Origin of the sequence: Mesorhizobium sp. B2-3-5, from assembly GCF_006442395.1 — a bacterium.
Classification (GTDB): Bacteria; Pseudomonadota; Alphaproteobacteria; order Rhizobiales; family Rhizobiaceae; genus Mesorhizobium.
In genome coordinates this window covers 83,803-101,791 of the sequence record NZ_VFVX01000009.1, presented here as the reverse complement: position 1 = coordinate 101,791, position 17,989 = coordinate 83,803, and the positions used below count along the sequence as shown (strand labels likewise).

Sequence of the window (17,989 nt, the reverse complement as noted above, 5' to 3'; positions counted from 1 at the left end):
TTGTTCGTTTTCCGGCGAAAGCTCAAACGGATTTCATGCGAAACCGGCTTGAATAATTATATCGTGTTACGATACATAGCCAGCCGACAATCCGGCCGGCCGTTTCGACCGTGCCGCATATCCCAGACACGGCCCGCCGCCAGGAAGCAAACCACGAAGAAGACCCGTCAACCCAACCCCGGTCATCTCAGGGATTTCACCACCGATGCACGGGTGCTGTTCATCGCGGCAATAGCCGTTGTGGTCGCCACGGCTGGGCTGTTTGCCGGCATCGCGCTGTTGGAGCTGATCCGGCTCGCCACCAACATCGCCTATTTCGGCCAGTTCTCGCTCGCCGAGCTGAAGCTGCAGGACACGCCGCTTGGGCTTGCCGCCGTCATCGTCCCGGTCATCGGTGCGCTGATCATCGGCCTGATGGCGCGTTATGGCAGCGAGAAGATCCGCGGCCATGGCATTCCCGAGGCCATCGAGGCGATCCTGCTCGGACGTTCAAGGCTCGATGCCAAGGTGGCGATCCTGAAGCCGCTGTCGTCGGCGATCTCGATCGGCTCCGGCGGCCCGTTCGGCGCCGAGGGGCCGATCATCATGACCGGCGGCGCCATCGGCTCATTGATCGCGCAGATGCTGCCGGTCAGCGACAATGAGCGCAAGACATTGCTGGTGGCGGGGGCGGCGGCGGGCATGACCACCGTGTTCGGCACGCCGATCGCCGCGATCATGCTCGCGGTGGAGCTGCTTCTGTTCGAATGGACGCCGCGCAGCTTCATTCCCGTTGCAGTTGCCGCGATCATCGCCGAGGTCGAGCGCACTCTGCTGCATCTGCCTGGGCCGATCTTCCCGTTCCAGGGCGGCATGGCGGTCTCGTTCCTTGGCCTTGGCGGCTGGGTTCTGGTCGGCATCTGCGCCGGCCTGCTGTCGGGGCTTTTGACGCAGATGGTCTATGGCTGCGAGGACGCCTTTCAGAAATTGCCGATCCACTGGATGTGGTGGCCGATGATCGGCGGCCTGGTGGTCGGCATCGGTGGCCTGATCGAGCCGCAGGCGCTCGGTGTCGGCTACGACAATATCGGCGACATGCTCGATGGCCGCACGCTCGCCACCGCGGCACTGCTCCTGCTCGTGGTCAAGGCCATCATCTGGTCGGTGGCGCTCGGTTCGGGAACATCCGGAGGCGTGCTCGCGCCGCTTCTGATCATGGGCGGGGCGATGGGAGCGGTGCTTGCCGGAATTCTGCCTCAAGCGGATCCGGGTTTCTGGACGCTGCTGGCCATGGCCGCCACGATGGGCGGCACGATGCGCGCGCCGCTGACGGCGACGTTCTTCGCCGTCGAGTTGACCGGCAACACGCATGTGCTGGTGCCGCTGATCACGGCCTGTGCGGCGGCGCACGCCGTGACGGTGCTGCTGATGAAACGTTCGATCCTGACCGAGAAGATCGCCAGAAGAGGACATCATCTGGTTCGTGAATATCGTGTCGATCCCTTCGCGCTGACCAGGGTGCGCGAGGTGATGACCTCGCAGGTCGAGAGCGTGCCGGCGACCATGACGCTGCATGGCGCGGCGGCTTTCCTGACCGCACCGGAAACGCGGCATCCGAGCTTTCCTGTGGTGGATGAGAACAGGCAGGTGCTCGGTCTCATCGATCCGCCGGCAATTCTGCGCTGGCGCCGTGCCGGCAAGCACAGGACGACGACGCTCGGCGACTTGCTTGCCGGAAGCAAGGTGACGCTCGCCTACCCCGACGAATATCTGGAAGGCCTGTCCGACAAGCTGCTGATGGCCAACGTGTCCCATCTGCCCGTGGTCAACCCCGAAAGCCTGCAACTGGTCGGCTATGTCGGCTGGAAGGACCTGATGCGCGTGCGGTCGAGGAAACAGGCCGAAGAGCACGACCGCTCGACCTTGCTCGGCTTCGGCACCCGCCGCGGGAAAAAGGCGGACGCGGCCGAGAGTGTCTAGTCTACGCGTTCATTCCGCGCTTGGCCCACTCCAGTACATGGAGCCTGAGCGCCGAGGACAGGTTGGTGTCGCGAGGCCGGGTCTCATCGACTTCGGCGACAAGCGCGGCGAGTGTCAGCTTTCTCTCCGCGGCAATGGCGACGAGATCGTCATAGAAGGGTTTTTCGAGGGAATAGCTGGTGCGGTGGCCGCGAATGGTCACCGAACGCTTTTCGACGACGCTCACGGCCAAAGGCTCATTGTTCGTCCTTGCCGGAGGGGTCGAGGCGATGGCCGGCGATAAATTTCTCGGCCTTGTCGGCAGTCAGCCGGTCGCGCTGCCTGTCCGCCTTGGACCGGCCGTGCAGCGCCCGGTTCTGTTCGGCGACGCGCGCCTTGTCTTCCCGCGCCTTCTGCTTGCGAGCCTGGCGGAGATTGACGATGTCGGCCATGGCGGCGGCCCGCGAGACTATTTCTTGCGGAAGGCGTCGAGCGAAACCACTTCGGCGCCCTTGGTGCCGGCGTCAGCCGCGGCGGGTTTCTTCTCCGGTTCGGCCGGGGCCTTCTTCTCGGCTTTCGGCTTCTTCTCCGTGACGATGGTCAGCGGTTCGGGGATAGGCTGGGCCGGCTCCTCGTCGGCCTGCGCGTCGGTCTTGACGTCGAATTCGAGCTCGAAATTGACCGATGGGTCATAGAAGCCGCGCACGGCCGAGAACGGGATCTCGAGTTTCTCCGGCACGTCGGAAAACGACAGGCCGACCTCGAAGCCGGTGTCGGTCACCTTCAGGTCCCAGTACTGGAACTGGATGACGATGGTCATCTGCTCGGGATAGCGCTCGCGCAAGCGCGACGACACGCGCACGCCTGGCGCGCCGGTTAGGAAGGTGATGAAGAAGTGGTGATTGCCGGGGAGGCCGGTGCGCGCGACTTCGGCCAGGACCTTGCGCATGACGCCGCGCAACGCCTCCTGGGCCAGAATGTCGTAGCGGATGTGGTCGTCGGCCATGTGGTGGTCGGGTTCCGTTGAATCGTCCGTATAGCTGTAATCAAGCTTGAGCGCGGCGTAAACCGCATATAGACCGCTGCCGCGTCGAAGCGAGGACTATTGCCGACGATTTGATCGGCGAAGCCGGCTTCATCAATCGCAAATGTTATGCGTTAGCCAGCGCGCTTTGCTTTTTGACGCTGCTTGGGGAAGGGCGCTTGCCGAAAGCACGCAGGAAAGTGCGCACGCCATTGGTCGCCGATTGCACCACCTCGTCCTCGCGCGGCGTGCAGCCGAGCATGAAGGTGGTCTGCAGTTCGGCATTGACCAGGCCGAGGAACTGGCGCGCCGCGACATCGGGGTCCTCGATCGCGAGATAGCCGCCATGAGCGAGGCGGGCGAAGCGTGCGGCGATGGCCGGCCATGTCCTGCCCGGACCCTGTTCGCGCCACTCGGCAAACAGTTCGGGATAGCGCTCGCCTTCGGTCTGGATCAGCTTGCGCAGGAATTTTCCGTCGCGGTTGCAGATGCAGTTCTGGTTCAAACGGACGGCAAAGCCGATCAGGTCGGCTTCGAGATCTCCGGGCTGATCGGGGAAGGTGGCAATGGTGGCGAAGATGCCGGCGTTGCAGCGCTCGGTAAGGTCGCGCACCACGGCCATGAAGAGCTTCTCCTTGTCGCCATGGTGATTGTAGACAGTCTGGCGCGACACGCCTGCCTCGGCGGCGATCAGGTCGATATTGGCGCCGGCGAAGCCTTCGCGGCAAAACACGCCGGCCGCGGCTTCAACGATCGACAGCCGCTTGGCCTCGTGGCCGCGTGGCGGGAAAGTGTCAGGAGAAACGCCCAATCTCATAAAAATCCATATAGAGATGATTGACGATTTGGACAAGCCTGTCTAAATTTATGGGCATAAAGATAAAAGAGATTCGTCCCGAAGCGAATATTTCCGTGCTTGGGGAGTCGGAATCTTGCGGGATGGAACGTCCTAGGGTTACGCGCTGCTTCGGTGCGGCAACCAGATTCGAAAGAAACCAATATCATGAGTCCCAAATTCCTCCGCATCGCGGTCGTGCTCGGCCTGTTGTCCGCCATCGGCCCGTTCGCCATCGACATGTATCTTCCCGCCCTGCCGTCGATCGGCGCGGATCTGCATGCCGGCACCGCCGCCGTGCAGATGAGCCTGCTGATCTTCTTCCTGTCGATGGGGTTTGGCCAGATCGTCGTCGGGCCGATCTCCGACATGGTCGGCCGCAAGCTGCCGCTCTATGGCGGTCTGGCACTGTTCATGGTCGGCGGCGTCGGTTCGGCACTGGCGCCGACCATCGAGTGGCTGATCGCCTTCCGCTTCCTGCAGGGCCTTGGGGCCAGCGCCGGCATGGCCGTGCCGCGCGCCATCGTGCGCGACCTGCACACCGGTAACGAGGCCGCCAAGCTGATGTCGTTGCTGATGCTGGTGTTTTCGGTGTCGCCGATCCTGGCGCCGCTGACCGGCAGCCAGATCATCGAGAATTTCGGCTGGCGCGCCGTCTTCTGGACGGTGACCGGCGCGGCAGCCCTTGCCACCATTTTGCTCGCGACCTCGCTCAAGGAGACGCGGCCGGCGGAAGAACGCGTTGGCTCCTCCTTTGGCACCGCCCTTGCCGGCTATCGTTTCCTCATGGGCGACCGCAACTTCCTTGGCCTGGTGGCGATCGCAGGCTTCGGCATTGCGAGCTTCTTCGTCTATCTGTCGAGCTCATCCTTCATCCTGATCGACCATTTCGGGCTGTCGCCTTCGGTCTACAGCGTGTTCTTCTCGATCAACGCGGTGGCCTTCATCGGCATGTCGCAGCTGACGGGACTGCTGGCCGAGCGCTTCGGGCTGCGGCGCGTGGTGCGCGTCGCGGTGACGGGCTATGCGACCACGATGGTGGTGCTGCTGGCGGTGATGGCGACGGGTGTCGACCGGCTCGACGTGATGGCGGCCCTGTTGTTCGTCGGCTACGGCTTCCTCGGCCTGGTCATCCCCACCACTTCGGTGCTGGCCATGGAAGAGCATGGGGAGATCGCAGGCACGGCTTCGGCGCTGATGGGCACGCTGCACTTCGCCATAGGCGCGCTGGCGATGGGCGTTGCCGGCGTGTTCTTCGACGGCACGCCGCTGCCGATGGTCGCCGGTATCACGCTCTGCGCGGTGATCTCGTTCACGCTGGCCAAAGTCACGCTCGGCCGCTCGCGCGAAGCCGTCGAGGCGCCTGCGGAATAAGCAGCCGCAAAACGCATGGAAGGGGCCGGGTTCGTCCCGGCCTTTTTCATGCTCGGAGCCTTTATGCCCGCAGACCGGCCTCGACGAGGATGAAGCGAACCCGCTCCTCAACCGGCACAAGCGGCAGAGGCACCAGTTCGTAGCCGAGTTCGGCATAGACGCCAGCCACCGAATCATGGGTGCGTCTGGCTTCGTCCAGCGTCTGTTTGCGCTCGTCATCCTGTGCGAAGATTTCCGGCCAGGGCGGCGCGACGAAGACACGGCGCGCATAACGGAATTTCTCCGCCGCATTGACGAGATGATCCGGCACCCGCAGGCCGCAGAGCCTGAGGTAGCCGAGCGTGTCCGGCACGCCGCGATCGAAGAAGACCGGACCGGACTTGGCGTGCGCGGCATGCCAGGAACGCAATTCCCATGACAGCATCAGTTCGGCAAAGAGCGCGCGGTCCCGCCAGGGCAGGGCGGGACCGCCGATCGCCATCTGGTCGCGAATGATGCCGCGTCCGGCCTCCGGCGCCGTCGCAAACCCGGCCTGTTTCAGCGCCTCGATCAAAGTGGTCTTGCCGGAGCCCGGGCCGCCGGTCAGCACGAAGAATCGATCGGAATCGTTCTGCATCTTTTTGTCCATCGGGTAGGCACGCGACGCGGCGGCTTCGCGGCCAACAGGGTCGAGCGAAGTCTGGACAGCAAGAGCCTTGCCGTCGTGCGTGGCGTATATTGAGGGAGGGGAGAAGTGGAGGTTTCTGTTGCCAGGTACCTCCGAACCCCGCCTAGAAGTGCGAACCCCTAGGGCTTGATTTGAAGCTATCGCACTGCATTAAGCAGCGAGACGTGCTTCCGCATAGTTGTCGTTGGCAACTATAAGTTTAGCCCGATGACGGTGGTACAATGCCGGGCAAAAGTACGATCTTTACACCTTCGTCGATCCTATTTCGCCCCCAGCAAAAACCGCTCTGTCGTCAACAGCGGCTTTTGGTGGAGGCGCCGGGTACCGCCCCCGGGTCCGAACGGCTTATTTCATCGCCTGTTTATCGCCATAGTCGGTCAAGCCGACAAAACGAATATAGGGGGCGTTTCGCTGAAATGAAAGGCCGCAATGCGGCTTTGTCCCTGTGTCAAATCGCGACGGCGAGGGTTGACTTGGGCACGGTCTCAACCGAAGCTTTGCGGGCGGTGAGGAGTTACCGACCTAGCGCACAAGTTGCGAAGCGCCACAGCCCTCATCGATCGGATCCGTGGCGCCGACGAGGGGAATTTTGATGGCCGACTATCTTGCGGATGTGAAGAAATACGACGCGGGCGCCAGCGCCGACGCCGTCGAAAAGATCGTCAAGCATCTGGGTATTGCGCTGAGGAACCGCGACTCTTCGCTGGTGTCCTGCACCGACCCGAAGGAGCTTGAGCGCGTCAAGGAGAGCTGGGTGGCCAAGAAGCTCGGCGTCAGCGATGGGGCGAAAGCCGATGCCGCGATCGAGAAAACCTGCAAGGCAATGCACGCGGACCACAGCAAGGGCCGAGTGACCTTCTATTATCTGGTGGCCAAGGAACTGGGCAAGCTCGGCTCGCTCTGACGGTCGCTGGTCGGTTCGCCAGGACTGGTGCGGCAGGACAGGTTTGTTTTTCACTTCACCATGCGCTAGCGCTGCCCCTCATCTGGCTGCCGCCATCTTCTCCCCGTATAGTGACGGGGAGAAGGACGCTGCGATTGCCGGTTTTGCCAATTGCCAGCGTTGCAAAGAGCGCGCGACGTCGCAACTAGCCTTTTTCTCCCCGTCACTATACGGGGAGAAATGCCCGGCAGGGCAATGAGGGGCGGCGCAAACGCTTGGGAAGAGTGGTGGTGCCAGCAACGCTGACATCGTTTTGAGTGTTCGGCCGTCCGTATGGCGGCTATAGTGCATACCCTTCGAATCGAGCCGGAACCAATGCGCCAGTATCTCGACCTCCTGCAGCATGTGCTGGAAAACGGTGCCGATCGCGGCGACCGCACCGGTACCGGCACGCGCTCCGTCTTCGGCTACCAGATGCGTTTCGACCTCTCGCGCGGTTTTCCCGTCACCACCACGAAGAAGCTGCACCTGAAGTCGATCATCCATGAACTCCTCTGGTTCCTGGCTGGCGACACCAACATCAAATACCTGACAGACCACGGCGTGACGATCTGGGACGAATGGGCCGACGAGAATGGCGACCTCGGCCCGGTCTACGGCAAGCAGTGGCGCTCCTGGCCGGATGGCAATGGCGGTTCGATCGACCAGATCGCCAATCTTCTGAAGGAGATACGCCGCAATCCTCAATCGCGGCGGCTGATCGTTTCGGCCTGGAACCCGGCCGAGGTGGAGGCGATGGCGCTGCCGCCCTGCCACTGCCTGTTCCAGTTCTATGTGTCCGAGGGCCGGCTTTCCTGCCAGCTCTACCAGCGTTCGGCCGATATCTTCCTCGGGGTGCCGTTCAACATCGCGTCCTACGCGCTGCTGACCATGATGGTTGCGCAGGTGACCGGGCTGAAGCCCGGCGATTTCGTCCATACGCTCGGCGACGCGCATCTCTACTCCAATCATTTCGAACAGGCGCGCGAACAATTGCGGCGCACGCCGAGGGCGCTGCCGACGATGTGGATCAACCCGGAGGTGAAGGATTTGTTCGCCTTCCGCTTCGAGGATTTCCGCCTGGAAAACTACATCGCCGATGCGTCGATCAAGGCGCCGATCGCGGTGTGAGCCACCAGGCTCAGTCGATCCCAACCATCACGTCCGAAGCCTTGATGACGGCGTAAGCTGGCTTGCCCTCCTGGAGCTTGAGGTCGGCCAGGGCCTCGTTGGTGATCGAGGCCGTCACGATGGCGTCCCCGCCAATGTCGATCCTGACATGCGAGGTGGTGGCTCCCTTGACGATCTCGATGATCGTTCCCTTGAGGGTGTTGCGGGCGCTGATCTTCATTCGGTTAACTCCGTGCTTTTCGCTGTATCCAAACCGGCCCCATGGTAGGTCGGCCCGACGTCCCGGCGCAATGACGTCATTGGGTGAAAAGCCTTCCCTTGTTATGTTCATCCGGATATATCGATCGGCAGGCTTCGAGCCGATCGGATTTCAAACCAGGGAGAGTTTTCGATGACACGCAAAGGTTTCGGGTTGAAGGCGATCGCCATTGGCGGGTTTGCAGTGGCGTTGATGGCCGGCGTGCCGGCAGCACACGCGGAAGGCAAGGTCGTGGTATTTGCAGCGGCCAGTCTCAAGGATGCACTCGACGCGGTGAACAAGGCATGCGAAGCCGATGTCGGCGAGGCCGCGACGGTCTCCTACGCCGCGAGCTCGGCGCTGGCCAAGCAGATCGAGGGCGGGGCGCCTGCCGATGTGTTTATCTCGGCCGATCTCGACTGGATGAAGTATCTCTCCGACAAGAAGCTGACCAGGCCCGACACCGAAGTGAAACTGCTCGGCAACGAGATCGTGCTGGTGGCGCCGAAGGATTCGAAAATCGAAGCCAAGATCGAGAAGGGGTTCGACCTGGCCAAGCTGGTTGGCGACGGCAAGCTCGCCATGGGTGATTTCAAGGCGGTGCCCGCCGGCAAGTACGGCAAGGCAGCGCTGGAATCGCTCGGCGTCTGGTCGTCGGTCGAGGGCAAGGTGGCGCAAGCCGAGAATGTCCGCGCCGCCCTGAAGCTGGTTTCTACAGGCGAAGCCGCGCTCGGCATTGTCTACGCCACCGACGCGCATGCCGAAAGGGGCGTCAAGGTGGTCGGCACCTTCCCGGAGGATTCGCATCCGCCGATCATCTATCCGGTTGCCCAGACCACCGACTCGAAGGACAAGGATACGCCGGCCTTCCTGAAGTGCCTGCAGTCGGCCAAGGCCGGCGCGCTCTTCAAGGAGCAGGGCTTCACGGTGCTGACGCCGAGCAACTGAGTTTCGAAAAGGACCTGATGCCTCGACATGAACTGGCTGCTGGACCTCACTCCCGACGAATGGAATGCGGTGCGGCTGTCCATCAAGGTGGCGACCGTGGCGATGCTCGCCAGCCTGCCGCCCGGCATAGCGATCGCGCTGCTGCTTGCCCGAGGCCAATTCTGGGGCAAGACGCTGCTCAATGGCGTGGTTCACCTGCCGCTGATCCTGCCGCCCGTGGTGACCGGCTATCTCTTGCTTTTGACTTTCGGCAAGCGCGGCCCGGCCGGAGCCTTCCTGGCCGAGTATTTCGGCATCGTCTTTTCGTTCCGCTGGACAGGTGCGGCACTCGCCTGCGGCGTCATGGGTTTTCCCTTGATGGTGCGGGCGATCCGGTTGTCGATCGAGGCGGTGGACCGCAAGATGGAGGCGGCGGCGGGAACGCTCGGCGCCAATCCTTTGTGGGTGTTCGGCACCATCACGCTGCCGCTGATCCTGCCCGGGCTGATCGCCGGCTCCATCCTCGCCTTCGCCAAGGCGATGGGCGAGTTCGGTGCGACCATCACTTTCGTCTCCAACATTCCCAACGAAACGCAGACGCTGCCGTCGGCGATCTACACCTTCACGCAGGTGCCGGGCGGCGATGAAGGCGCGCTACGGCTGACGCTGATCTCGATTGTCATTTCGATGACGGCACTGGTCGCCTCGGAAGTGCTGGCGCGGCGGGTCGGCCGACGAATGGATATCGAATGAGCGTCCTCGTCGACATCGGCCACCGGCTCGGCGATTTCGCCATCGACGTCCACTTCGAGAGCGCCGGGCGGCTGACGGCGCTGTTCGGGGCGTCCGGTTCGGGCAAGACGACGCTGATAAACATGATCGCCGGGCTGATCCGGCCCGACAAGGGGCGCATCGAGGTCGAGGGCCGCGTGCTGGTCGACACCGATGCCGGCATTTTCGTGCCGAAGCACAAACGCCGTATCGGCATGGTGTTTCAGGACGCGCGCCTGTTTCCGCATATGAGCGTGATGAGCAATCTGCGCTACGGCCGCTGGTTCACGCCGGCAAAGGAGCGCTACGCCGACATGGAGGCCGTTGTCGAATTGCTCGGCATCGGCCCGCTGCTGGACAGGCGCCCGGCAAAGCTTTCGGGCGGCGAAAAGCAACGTGTGGCGATCGGGCGGGCGCTGCTGGCCAGCCCCGGATTGCTGCTGATGGACGAGCCGCTGGCTTCGCTCGACGAGGCGCGCAAGGCCGAGATCCTGCCCTATATCGAGCGGCTGCGCGACGAGACGAAGATCCCGATCGTCTATGTCAGCCATTCGGTCGCCGAAGTGGCGCGGCTGGCCAGCGATGTGGTGATGCTGGCGCAAGGCAAGGTCGTCGCCAGCGGTCCGACCGAGGCCGTCATGCAAAGGCTCGACCTGTTGCCGGTGGAAGAGCGCGGCGAGGGCGGTGCGGTTCTGGATACCAAAGTGCTGCGTCACGACGAGGCTTTCGGCATGACCGTGCTCGGCTCGGCCGCCGGCGAGATCCGCGTGCCGCGTCTTGCAATGAAGCCCGGAGCGCCTGTGCGTATCCGCATTCGTGCCCGCGATGTGATGATCGCGACGGAGAAACCAACGGGCCTGAGCGCGCTCAACATCCTGCCCGGCGTGATCGTCGCGATCAATCCGGGCGAGGGGCCGACAGTCGAGATCGGCATCGATTGCCATGGCGCAACCGTACTGGCCCGGATCACCGAACAGTCGCGGCAGGCGCTGAGGCTGCGGCTTGGCGGCAAGATTTTCGCGGTGGTCAAGACAGTGAGTTTCGACCGCGCCAACACCAGCGCCGGCTTGCCGGTCGAAGCGGATGGCTGACCGCCGGATGCGATCGCTATATCATTTCGGAATAGCGCTATGGATCGAGAGAGGCTAATGTGATCGCGGAGGACAGCACATGCCGTCGCTGAGCTTGCGGATAAATCTCGATCCGGACGGGCGAATCGGTCCGGGCAAGATCGAACTGCTGGAGCACATTGCCACCTTCGGCTCGATCTCAGCCGCCGCACGCGGCATGGAGATGTCCTACAAGCATGCCTGGGATCTGGTCGAGGATATGAACCGGGTATTCGGCAAGCCGCTGGTTTCGGCGCAGACCGGGGGCCGCAAGGGTGGTGGCGCGCAATTGACGACTGTCGGCCTTGCGGTGGTCAGCCGCTTTCGTGCCATCGAGCGGGCGGCGTCCGCCGCGGCAGCGACGCATATGGATGCGTTGCAAGCGGAGATTGATGCGGGGTAGCGCAATAAGGGAGTAGGCAGTAGGCAGTAGGGTGGCAGCACCGTTCTCGACCGTCGGAGCTTTTTGTTCGAACAGATGACTTACTTCACTTCGGGAATATCATTCCCTACTGCCTACTGCCTACTGCCTACTGCCCTTACTCCGGCTTGCGCAGAAGATAGGTGTCCATGATCCAGCCCTTCTTTCGGCGGGCGCCCTCGCGGACTTTTTCGATCTCGGCGCCGACATCGCCGAGACGGCCGGAGATGATGATCTCGTCCGGCGTGCCGAGATAGGCGCCCCACTGGATGAAGACATCCTTGTCGGCAAGCGTGTTGAAGGCGCATTTGCCGTCGAGCATGACCACCGCCGAGCCGGCATTTTCCGGCAAGCCTTCCTCGGTCAGCCGCCGGCCGGTGGTGATCAGGATGGAATCTCCGATGCGGTTCAGTGCTGTTTTGTGGCTGGCTGCAAGCGCCTGGATGGCTGTGATGCCAGGGATGACCTCCAGTTCGAAGGCGACGTTGCCTCGCAGGCTCACCCGCTCGAGGATGCGTAGCGCGCTGTCATAGAGCGAGGGATCGCCCCAGATCAAGAACGCGCCGCAGCCGTCGTCGCCGAGTTCGTCGCCGATCAGGCCTTCATAGATGGCGGCGATGGCTTCGTGCCAGTCGTCGACGGTCGAGCGGTAGGAGGACGTCGGTTCGGCGCGCACCGGCACGTCGAACTCGACCCGGCGTGACTTGGGGTTGGTGACGAAGCGGTCGCATATCTCGCGCCGCAGCTCGGCCAGGTCGTTCTTGTCAGCCCCTTTGTCGGGGATGAACAGCACGTCGGCTCGGTTCAGACCTGATATGGCCTGCACGGTCAGGTGGTCGGGATTGCCGGCGCCGATGCCGATGACGAGAAGTTTGCGCATGGAGCGAACTCCTGCCCGATCGGAACCTGATAGTCCAGACCGGCGTGCCTCGGATGCGGAAGGGCTTTGAAACGCCAGGTCGAAACAGCTAGGGTCATCCTAGGCATTCCAGCCGAGGGGGCTTCGATGTTGCGATATGTTCTGGCCGTGGCGTTGGCGTTTTCAATCGCGCCTGCCTTTGCCAACGACTCGATTGCCGAACTCGGCACCGGCGGCCTGATCCTGTCACGCAGCGACGCCGTGGCGATGCAAAGCGAGGACCTCTTCATCTCGCCGGAAAAGGTGACGGTCGACTACGTCTTCCACAACAACACCGACAAGGACGTTGAAGCGATCGTCGCCTTCCCGATGCCCGACATCTCGGGCGATCCGGAGGAGATGCCGGCGATCCCCGAAAACCAGAGCGACAATTTCCTCGGCTTCGAGGTGACGATCGACGGTGCCCCGGCAACACCGCAGCTCGAACAGAAGGTGTTTGCGCTCGGTATCGACATCAGTGCCGACCTCAAGGCGCAGAATGTGCCGTTCAATCCGTTCGGCGACGCGGCCAAGGCGGCACTGGCGAAGCTGCCGCGGGCGGTTGCCCGGGACTGGGAGAGCCGCGGCATCATCATACAAGATCCAGCGGCGGATAGCGGCCCGGGCGCCACCCCAGCCTATACACCCTTCTGGCAATTGCGCTCGACCTATTGGTGGCGCTCGACCTTTCCGGCGAACAAGGACGTTCATGTCTCGCACCGCTACAAGCCCAGCGTCGGCGGTACGTCTTCGGTCAGTTTCTTTTACGACGGCAAGTTCCAGGGGCAGTACGCGGCCTACAAGACCCGCTACTGCATGGACGATACGTTCGAGAATGCGGTGCGAAAGGCCGCCAAGGACAATGCGGACGGTTATCCCCGGTATTACGAGCGCCGTATCGCCTATATCCTGACCACCGGCGGCAACTGGGCGGCCGGCAGCATCGGCAAGTTCAAGCTGACCGTCGACAAGGGCAATCCGAAAGCGCTGGTTTCGTTCTGTGGCGACAACGTCAAAAAGGTCGGGCCGACGGCCTTCGAGATGACGGCGGACGATTTCTATCCCGAGCACGATATCGATATCCTGCTGCTCGAACCGTCGGACAGCAATGGCGGGGATGCGAACTGATGCACATCGCGATCTACGTTGCCATCGCGGAGAATGGCGTGATCGGCCGGGACGGTGGATTGCCCTGGCGGCTCTCCACCGATCTCAAGCGTTTCAAGGCAGACACGATGGGCAAGCCCATCATCATGGGCCGCAAGACCTATGAGGGCATAGGCGGGCCATTGCCGGGCCGGCTGAACATCGTCGTCACCCGCGACAAGGCCTGGCGCGCCGAGGGCGTCGAGGTGGCGCATACGCTGGAAGCCGCGATTCAGCTGGCAACGGTGCGCGGACGCTGCATGGCTGGCGTGGACGAGGTCTGCGTTGTCGGCGGCGGCGAGATCTATGCCCAGGCGCTGCCGCTGGCCGACCGGCTGCACGTCACCCATGTGCTGGCCGCCGTCGACGGCGATGCGCATTTCCCGCCGATCGATCCGAAATCCTGGCGCGTGGTAAGGACGCAGGATATTCCGGCCGGCGAAAAGGACAGCCATGCAACACGCTATACGGTTTACGAGCGCCGCCGCGACATACTTTGAAAGACAAAAACGGTATTGAAGGACGACAAAGGGTCGCTACCGGCCCAAAACGGATGAAGTCGCGGCGCATCGCGTTGAAAGCGTGCGGTGGCGTCCCTATAGAAGAACAACTGGATTTGCGCCGCAACGCCGGCGCTTGAGGGAATTCCAAGCGAAAGGACATTCATGCCCTGGAACGACAAGAGTGGCGGAGGCGGCGGCCCTTGGGGGGGCGGCGGCAACAATCAGGGACCCTGGGGGCAGGGGCCAAAGGGACCGAGCGGCCCGCAGGGCTCGCCTCCCGATCTTGAAGACATCATCCGCCGCGGACAGGACCGGCTGCGGCGCGCGCTGCCCGGCGGCGGTGGCGCCAGTCCGGCCGTGTTCGGGCTGATCGCCGCGGTGTTGGTCGTTCTGTGGGCATTCCAGGCCGTCTATACCGTGCAGCCCGACGAGGTCGCGGTCGAACTGCGCTTTGGCAAGCCGAAGGCCCAACTGTCGCAGCCCGGCCTGCATTTCCATTGGTGGCCGCTTGAAACCGTCGAGACGGCCAAGATTTCCGAGCAGCTCGTCGATATCGGCGGCGGCAACACCAGCGGCAACGGCCTGATGCTGTCGGGCGACCAGAACATCGTCAACGTGCAGTTTTCGGTGGCCTATCAGGTCTCCGATCCCCGGGCCTATCTGTTCGACGTCTCCGATCCGGACGGCATGCTGCGGCAGGTCGCCGAAAGTGCCATGCGCGAAGCCGTCGGCCGCAGGCCGGCGCAGGATATCTTCCGCGACGACCGCCAGGGCATAGCGGCCTCGGTGCGCGAGATCATCCAGACGACGCTGGACGGCTACAAGGCCGGCCTGCAGGTCAACGCCATCTCGATCGAGGACGCGGCACCGCCGCGCGAAGTGGCTGACGCCTTCGACGAGGTGCAGCGCGCCGAACAGGACGAGGACAAGTTCGTCGAGCAGGCCAACCAGTATTCCAACCAGAAGCTCGGTCAGGCGCGCGGCGAGGCCGCACAGATCCGCGAAGACGCGGCCGCCTACAAGAACAGGGTCGTGCAGGAAGCCGAAGGTGAGGCGCAGCGCTTCATCTCCGTCTACGACGAATACGCCAAGGCGCCCGACGTAACGCGCAAGCGCCTTTATCTCGAAACCATGGAGAGGGTTCTGAAGGACTCCGGCAAGGTCATCGTCGAGCAGGGCAACGGGCAAGGGGTCGTTCCCTATCTGCCGCTGCCGGCATTGCAGCAGAAAGCGCCTGCACCAGCCACGCCTGGCGCGAACACGGGAGGTAACCGGTGATGGGCAACCGTCTTCCCGTCTTCGTCGTCATCGCGGCGGTTATCCTGTTCCTGATCTATTCGTCGGTTTTCGTGGTCAATGCGCGCCAGCAGGCGCTGGTGCTGCGCTTCGGCGAAATCGTCGACGTCAAGACCGAACCTGGCATCTACTTCAAGGCGCCGTTCTCGTTCTTCGACGCCGACACGGTGCAACTGATCGAGAACCGGGTGCTGCGTTTCGACCTCGACAACATCCGCGTCCAGGTTTCGGGCGGCAAGTTCTACGAGGTCGATGCCTTCATCGCCTACCGCATTTCGGATCCACGCGTGTTCCGTGCCGCGGTGTCCGGCCAGATCGAACTCGCCGAAGCGCGGCTCAGGACCCGCCTCGACGCCGCCTTGCGCCGCGTCTACGGTCTGCGCGACTTCGAGGCCGCACTCTCCGAAGAGCGCGCGGTGATGATGCGCGAAGTGCGCGATCAGCTCCGGCCCGACGCCACCTCGCTCGGCCTGCAGATCGAGGATGTCCGCATCCGCCGGACCGACCTCACGGCCGAGGTCTCGCAACAGACCTACGATCGCATGAAGGCCGAACGTCTGGCCGAGGCCGAAAGACTCAGGGCACGCGGCAACGAGGCGGCGCAGCGTATCCGCGCCCGCGCCGACCGCGAGGTCGTCGAGATCGTCGCCGAAGCGCAGAAGGAGTCCGAGATCCTGCGCGGTGAAGGCGAGGCCCAACGCAGCGCCACCTTCGCGGACGCCTACAAGCGTGATCCGGCCTTCTTCGATTTCTACCGGTCGATGAACGCCTACGGCACGGCGCTGGACAATACCGGGACGACCATGGTGCTGTCGCCGAGTTCGGAGTTCTTCCGCTACTTCCGCGATCCCGATGGCAAGGAAGGGCCGGCGAAACCAGCATCGGCGCCTGCCGCGCCGACGACACAACCCAGCACCAGCCAGTAACGGCCGGTGCAGGATTTCTTCGCGGCGATAGGCCTGGTCTTCGTCATAGAGGGCCTGGTCTATGGCGGCTTTCCCGGCTTCGCGAGGAAGCTCGCGGGCGAGGTGCTGTCGATGCCGGAGAATGCGTTGCGGATCGCCGGGCTGGCCGCGGTCGCCATCGGTGTCGGCGTCGTCTGGCTGGTGCGGGGTGGATGAGGCGGCCGGTTTTCGTCTCGGGCATAACGGAGGATTTATCCTCCGCGGATAGTCCTAGCCGCAAACGTGCCTTATTTTTTGCCAACATGGCGCGACACGGTGTTTTCGCCGTTGCGCTTTCTTTCTCAGAAATACCGGGAGGCCTCTCGATGACATCCACACTGCTTCTGCGCACGGTACGGCGGACGTTCATCGCTGGCACGGCGGCGCTTCTTGTCGGCACCGCCGCCATCCCGTCCTTCGTGACGCCGACATTCGCCAATGACGGGCCTGCTTCGGTGGCCGACCTCGCGGCAGGCCTGCTCGGCGCGGTGGTCAACATCTCGACCTCGCAGACGGTGAAGGGCACGGAAGGTCCCGGTGCCGTGCCGATGCCGCAGCTTCCCGAAGGCTCGCCGTTCCAGGACTTCTTCGACGATTTCTTCAAGAATCGCGGCGGCGGCAAGGACAATAGCGCGCAGAAGGTGCAGTCGCTGGGCTCGGGGTTCGTCATCGACGCCGAACAAGGCATCGTCGTCACCAACAACCACGTGATCGCCGATGCCGACGACATCGAGGTCAATTTCTCCGATGGGGTGACGCTGAAGGCGACGCTGGTCGGCACCGATACCAAGACCGATGTCGCCGTGCTGAAGGTCGATCCGAAAGGCCACAAGCTGACCGCGGTGAAGTTCGGCGATTCCACCAAGATGCGCGTCGGCGACTGGGTGATGGCGGTCGGCAATCCGTTCGGCCTTGGCGGCACGGTCACGGTCGGCATCGTCTCGGCGCGCAACCGCGACATCAACTCCGGTCCCTATGACGACTTCATCCAGACTGACGCCGCGATCAATCGGGGCAATTCGGGCGGACCGCTGTTCAACAGCGCCGGTGAGGTCATCGGCATCAACACGGCGATCATTTCGCCGTCCGGCGGCTCGATCGGCATCGGTTTTTCCATCCCCTCGCAGCTCGCCTCGGGTGTTGTCGACCAGTTGCGCCAGTATGGCGAGACGCGGCGCGGCTGGCTCGGCGTGCGCATCCAGCCGGTGACGGCCGACATCGCCGAAAGCCTCGGCATGACCACGGCCAAGGGCGCGTTGGTCGCTGGCGTCATCAAGGGCGGTCCCGTCGACAACGGCACCATCCAAGCCGGTGACGTCATCATCAAGTTCGATGGCAAGGACATCCATGAAATGCGCGACCTGCCGCGCGTGGTCGCCGAAAGCCCCGTCGGCAAGGCCGTCGACGTGCTGATCGTGCGCAAGGGTGTCGAGCAGACCGTGAAGGTGACGCTCGGCCGGCTTGAGGATGGTGAGAAGCTCGCAAGCGGTGAGCCGGGCAATACCAATCAGGACAAGGGCGGCGACAAGGCTCCGGCGGTCTCGACCGCCTCGGTGCTTGGCATGACCGTCGGCGAGCTCAACGACGAGACGCGCAAGAAGTTCAGCATCGCCGCCGATGTCTCCGGCGTCGTCATCACCGACGTGGCAAAGGACTCGGCCGCCGCCGAGCGAGGCATCCAGCCGGGCGAGGTGATCACCGAGATCGCGCAGGAATCGGTCGCCACGCCCAAGGATGTCATGGATCGGATCGGCGCGCTGAAGGAGCAGGGGCGCAAGAACGCGCTGCTGATGCTGGCGTCGAAGACCGGTGAACTGCGCTTTGTGACGATCCGGATGGATTGAG

At 63.2% G+C, this 17,989-nt stretch carries 21 protein-coding genes and 1 other RNA gene; 14 read left to right on the top strand and 8 right to left on the bottom strand.

Annotated features, from left to right (window positions below; genetic code table 11):
* Nucleotides 1-63: 63 nt before the first annotated feature.
* Entirely contained in the window at nucleotides 64-1,959 is a 1,896-nt protein-coding gene (locus tag FJ958_RS13340; RefSeq protein WP_246679589.1) for a chloride channel protein, read from the top strand.
* Between the two features lies 1 nt (nucleotide 1,960).
* Here the strand turns inward: FJ958_RS13340 and FJ958_RS13335 are convergent, their stop codons facing one another.
* The 4 genes from FJ958_RS13335 to FJ958_RS13320 all read right to left on the bottom strand — a co-directional run bounded on the left by FJ958_RS13335 (nucleotide 1,961) and on the right by FJ958_RS13320 (nucleotide 3,779).
* Nucleotides 1,961-2,185, bottom strand: coding sequence for a ribbon-helix-helix domain-containing protein (locus FJ958_RS13335; protein WP_140743243.1), 225 nt, complete (start codon nucleotides 2,183-2,185; stop codon nucleotides 1,961-1,963).
* A 10-nt stretch (nucleotides 2,186-2,195) separates the two neighbouring features.
* Nucleotides 2,196-2,390, bottom strand: coding sequence for a DUF4169 family protein (locus tag FJ958_RS13330; protein ID WP_140743241.1), 195 nt, complete (start codon nucleotides 2,388-2,390; stop codon nucleotides 2,196-2,198).
* Between the two features lie 17 nt (nucleotides 2,391-2,407).
* A complete protein-coding gene (locus FJ958_RS13325) occupies nucleotides 2,408-2,944 on the bottom strand; it encodes an SspB family protein (protein WP_140743239.1) in 537 nt (178 codons plus the stop codon).
* Between the two features lie 145 nt (nucleotides 2,945-3,089).
* Nucleotides 3,090-3,779, bottom strand: coding sequence for a TetR/AcrR family transcriptional regulator (locus tag FJ958_RS13320; protein WP_140743237.1), 690 nt, complete (start codon nucleotides 3,777-3,779; stop codon nucleotides 3,090-3,092).
* A gap of 186 nt (nucleotides 3,780-3,965) precedes the next feature.
* Here FJ958_RS13320 and FJ958_RS13315 point away from each other — a divergent pair, with 186 nt between their 5' ends.
* Entirely contained in the window at nucleotides 3,966-5,171 is a 1,206-nt protein-coding gene (locus tag FJ958_RS13315; RefSeq protein ID WP_140743235.1) for a multidrug effflux MFS transporter, read from the top strand.
* A 61-nt stretch (nucleotides 5,172-5,232) separates the two neighbouring features.
* Here the strand turns inward: FJ958_RS13315 and FJ958_RS13310 are convergent, their stop codons facing one another.
* Both FJ958_RS13310 and ssrA read right to left on the bottom strand, forming a co-directional pair.
* Nucleotides 5,233-5,787, bottom strand: coding sequence for an AAA family ATPase (locus FJ958_RS13310; protein WP_140743233.1), 555 nt, complete (start codon nucleotides 5,785-5,787; stop codon nucleotides 5,233-5,235).
* 116 nt (nucleotides 5,788-5,903) lie between these two features.
* Nucleotides 5,904-6,264: a transfer-messenger RNA gene (ssrA, locus tag FJ958_RS13305) on the bottom strand.
* Between the two features lie 166 nt (nucleotides 6,265-6,430).
* On the opposite strand from ssrA, the gene FJ958_RS13300 reads away from it, so the two are divergent.
* Together FJ958_RS13300 and FJ958_RS13290 are read left to right on the top strand one after the other, a co-directional pair.
* Nucleotides 6,431-6,742 (top strand): DUF2853 family protein, encoded by a 312-nt coding sequence (locus FJ958_RS13300; protein ID WP_140607920.1) that lies wholly within the window; start codon nucleotides 6,431-6,433, stop codon nucleotides 6,740-6,742.
* Between the two features lie 354 nt (nucleotides 6,743-7,096).
* A complete protein-coding gene (locus tag FJ958_RS13290) occupies nucleotides 7,097-7,891 on the top strand; it encodes a thymidylate synthase (protein WP_140743444.1) in 795 nt (264 codons plus the stop codon).
* A 10-nt stretch (nucleotides 7,892-7,901) separates the two neighbouring features.
* Here FJ958_RS13290 and FJ958_RS13285 read toward each other — a convergent pair whose 3' ends face one another.
* The gene (locus FJ958_RS13285) at nucleotides 7,902-8,111 is read right to left on the bottom strand and encodes a molybdopterin-binding protein (protein ID WP_140743231.1); all 210 of its coding nucleotides are present in this window, start codon (nucleotides 8,109-8,111) and stop codon (nucleotides 7,902-7,904) included.
* Nucleotides 8,112-8,282: 171 nt separating this feature from the next.
* On the opposite strand from FJ958_RS13285, the gene modA reads away from it, so the two are divergent.
* The 4 genes from modA to FJ958_RS13265 all read left to right on the top strand — a co-directional run bounded on the left by modA (nucleotide 8,283) and on the right by FJ958_RS13265 (nucleotide 11,339).
* Entirely contained in the window at nucleotides 8,283-9,077 is a 795-nt protein-coding gene (modA, locus tag FJ958_RS13280; RefSeq protein ID WP_140743229.1) for a molybdate ABC transporter substrate-binding protein, read from the top strand.
* 27 nt (nucleotides 9,078-9,104) lie between these two features.
* Complete coding sequence (gene modB, locus FJ958_RS13275) at nucleotides 9,105-9,809, top strand: molybdate ABC transporter permease subunit (RefSeq protein WP_140743227.1); 705 nt, start codon at nucleotides 9,105-9,107, stop codon at nucleotides 9,807-9,809.
* Nucleotides 9,806-10,918, top strand: a complete 1,113-nt coding sequence (gene modC, locus FJ958_RS13270; protein WP_140743225.1) for a molybdenum ABC transporter ATP-binding protein — start codon at nucleotides 9,806-9,808, stop codon at nucleotides 10,916-10,918. The genes modB and modC overlap by 4 nt, the downstream gene beginning before the upstream one ends.
* Before the next feature lie 79 nt (nucleotides 10,919-10,997).
* The gene (locus tag FJ958_RS13265) at nucleotides 10,998-11,339 is read left to right on the top strand and encodes a winged helix-turn-helix domain-containing protein (RefSeq protein ID WP_140731937.1); all 342 of its coding nucleotides are present in this window, start codon (nucleotides 10,998-11,000) and stop codon (nucleotides 11,337-11,339) included.
* 136 nt (nucleotides 11,340-11,475) lie between these two features.
* Here the strand turns inward: FJ958_RS13265 and cobF are convergent, their stop codons facing one another.
* Nucleotides 11,476-12,237: a precorrin-6A synthase (deacetylating) gene (gene cobF / locus FJ958_RS13260; protein WP_140743223.1), complete on the bottom strand. Its 762-nt coding sequence runs from the start codon at nucleotides 12,235-12,237 to the stop codon at nucleotides 11,476-11,478.
* 126 nt (nucleotides 12,238-12,363) lie between these two features.
* Here cobF and FJ958_RS13255 point away from each other — a divergent pair, with 126 nt between their 5' ends.
* The 6 genes from FJ958_RS13255 to FJ958_RS13230 all read left to right on the top strand — a co-directional run bounded on the left by FJ958_RS13255 (nucleotide 12,364) and on the right by FJ958_RS13230 (nucleotide 17,988).
* Complete coding sequence (locus FJ958_RS13255; RefSeq protein ID WP_140743221.1) at nucleotides 12,364-13,383, top strand: DUF4424 domain-containing protein; 1,020 nt, start codon at nucleotides 12,364-12,366, stop codon at nucleotides 13,381-13,383.
* A complete protein-coding gene (locus tag FJ958_RS13250) occupies nucleotides 13,383-13,901 on the top strand; it encodes a dihydrofolate reductase (RefSeq protein WP_140743219.1) in 519 nt (172 codons plus the stop codon). Before FJ958_RS13255 ends, FJ958_RS13250 begins: the two co-directional genes overlap by 1 nt.
* A 165-nt stretch (nucleotides 13,902-14,066) precedes the next feature.
* Nucleotides 14,067-15,182: an FtsH protease activity modulator HflK gene (hflK, locus tag FJ958_RS13245; RefSeq protein ID WP_140743217.1), complete on the top strand. Its 1,116-nt coding sequence runs from the start codon at nucleotides 14,067-14,069 to the stop codon at nucleotides 15,180-15,182.
* Nucleotides 15,182-16,126 carry a protease modulator HflC gene (locus FJ958_RS13240; RefSeq protein ID WP_140743215.1) on the top strand — a complete coding sequence of 315 codons (945 nt, stop codon included), beginning with the start codon at nucleotides 15,182-15,184 and terminating at the stop codon, nucleotides 16,124-16,126. The genes hflK and FJ958_RS13240 overlap by 1 nt, the downstream gene beginning before the upstream one ends.
* 6 nt (nucleotides 16,127-16,132) lie before the next feature.
* Nucleotides 16,133-16,321 (top strand): DUF2065 domain-containing protein, encoded by a 189-nt coding sequence (locus FJ958_RS13235; protein WP_140743213.1) that lies wholly within the window; start codon nucleotides 16,133-16,135, stop codon nucleotides 16,319-16,321.
* A gap of 149 nt (nucleotides 16,322-16,470) precedes the next feature.
* Nucleotides 16,471-17,988: a DegQ family serine endoprotease gene (locus tag FJ958_RS13230; protein WP_140743211.1), complete on the top strand. Its 1,518-nt coding sequence runs from the start codon at nucleotides 16,471-16,473 to the stop codon at nucleotides 17,986-17,988.
* Nucleotide 17,989: the final 1 nt, after the last annotated feature.

Bases quoted from the DNA above. Each gene is read 5' to 3' on its own strand.
- FJ958_RS13330 (WP_140743241.1), bottom strand. From the start codon at position 2,390: ATGGCCGACATCGTCAATCTCCGCCAGGCTCGCAAGCAGAAGGCGCGG.
- FJ958_RS13325 (WP_140743239.1), bottom strand. From the start codon at position 2,944: ATGGCCGACGACCACATCCGCTACGACATTCTGGCCCAGGAGGCGTTG.
- FJ958_RS13320 (WP_140743237.1), bottom strand. From the start codon at position 3,779: ATGAGATTGGGCGTTTCTCCTGACACTTTCCCGCCACGCGGCCACGAG.
- FJ958_RS13315 (WP_140743235.1), top strand. From the start codon at position 3,966: ATGAGTCCCAAATTCCTCCGCATCGCGGTCGTGCTCGGCCTGTTGTCC.
- FJ958_RS13310 (WP_140743233.1), bottom strand. From the start codon at position 5,787: ATGCAGAACGATTCCGATCGATTCTTCGTGCTGACCGGCGGCCCGGGC.
- FJ958_RS13300 (WP_140607920.1), top strand. From the start codon at position 6,431: ATGGCCGACTATCTTGCGGATGTGAAGAAATACGACGCGGGCGCCAGC.
- FJ958_RS13290 (WP_140743444.1), top strand. From the start codon at position 7,097: ATGCGCCAGTATCTCGACCTCCTGCAGCATGTGCTGGAAAACGGTGCC.
- FJ958_RS13285 (WP_140743231.1), bottom strand. From the start codon at position 8,111: ATGAAGATCAGCGCCCGCAACACCCTCAAGGGAACGATCATCGAGATC.
- modA (WP_140743229.1), top strand. From the start codon at position 8,283: ATGACACGCAAAGGTTTCGGGTTGAAGGCGATCGCCATTGGCGGGTTT.
- modB (WP_140743227.1), top strand. From the start codon at position 9,105: ATGAACTGGCTGCTGGACCTCACTCCCGACGAATGGAATGCGGTGCGG.
- modC (WP_140743225.1), top strand. From the start codon at position 9,806: ATGAGCGTCCTCGTCGACATCGGCCACCGGCTCGGCGATTTCGCCATC.
- FJ958_RS13265 (WP_140731937.1), top strand. From the start codon at position 10,998: ATGCCGTCGCTGAGCTTGCGGATAAATCTCGATCCGGACGGGCGAATC.
- cobF (WP_140743223.1), bottom strand. From the start codon at position 12,237: ATGCGCAAACTTCTCGTCATCGGCATCGGCGCCGGCAATCCCGACCAC.
- FJ958_RS13255 (WP_140743221.1), top strand. From the start codon at position 12,364: ATGTTGCGATATGTTCTGGCCGTGGCGTTGGCGTTTTCAATCGCGCCT.
- FJ958_RS13250 (WP_140743219.1), top strand. From the start codon at position 13,383: ATGCACATCGCGATCTACGTTGCCATCGCGGAGAATGGCGTGATCGGC.
- hflK (WP_140743217.1), top strand. From the start codon at position 14,067: ATGCCCTGGAACGACAAGAGTGGCGGAGGCGGCGGCCCTTGGGGGGGC.
- FJ958_RS13240 (WP_140743215.1), top strand. From the start codon at position 15,182: ATGGGCAACCGTCTTCCCGTCTTCGTCGTCATCGCGGCGGTTATCCTG.
- FJ958_RS13230 (WP_140743211.1), top strand. From the start codon at position 16,471: ATGACATCCACACTGCTTCTGCGCACGGTACGGCGGACGTTCATCGCT.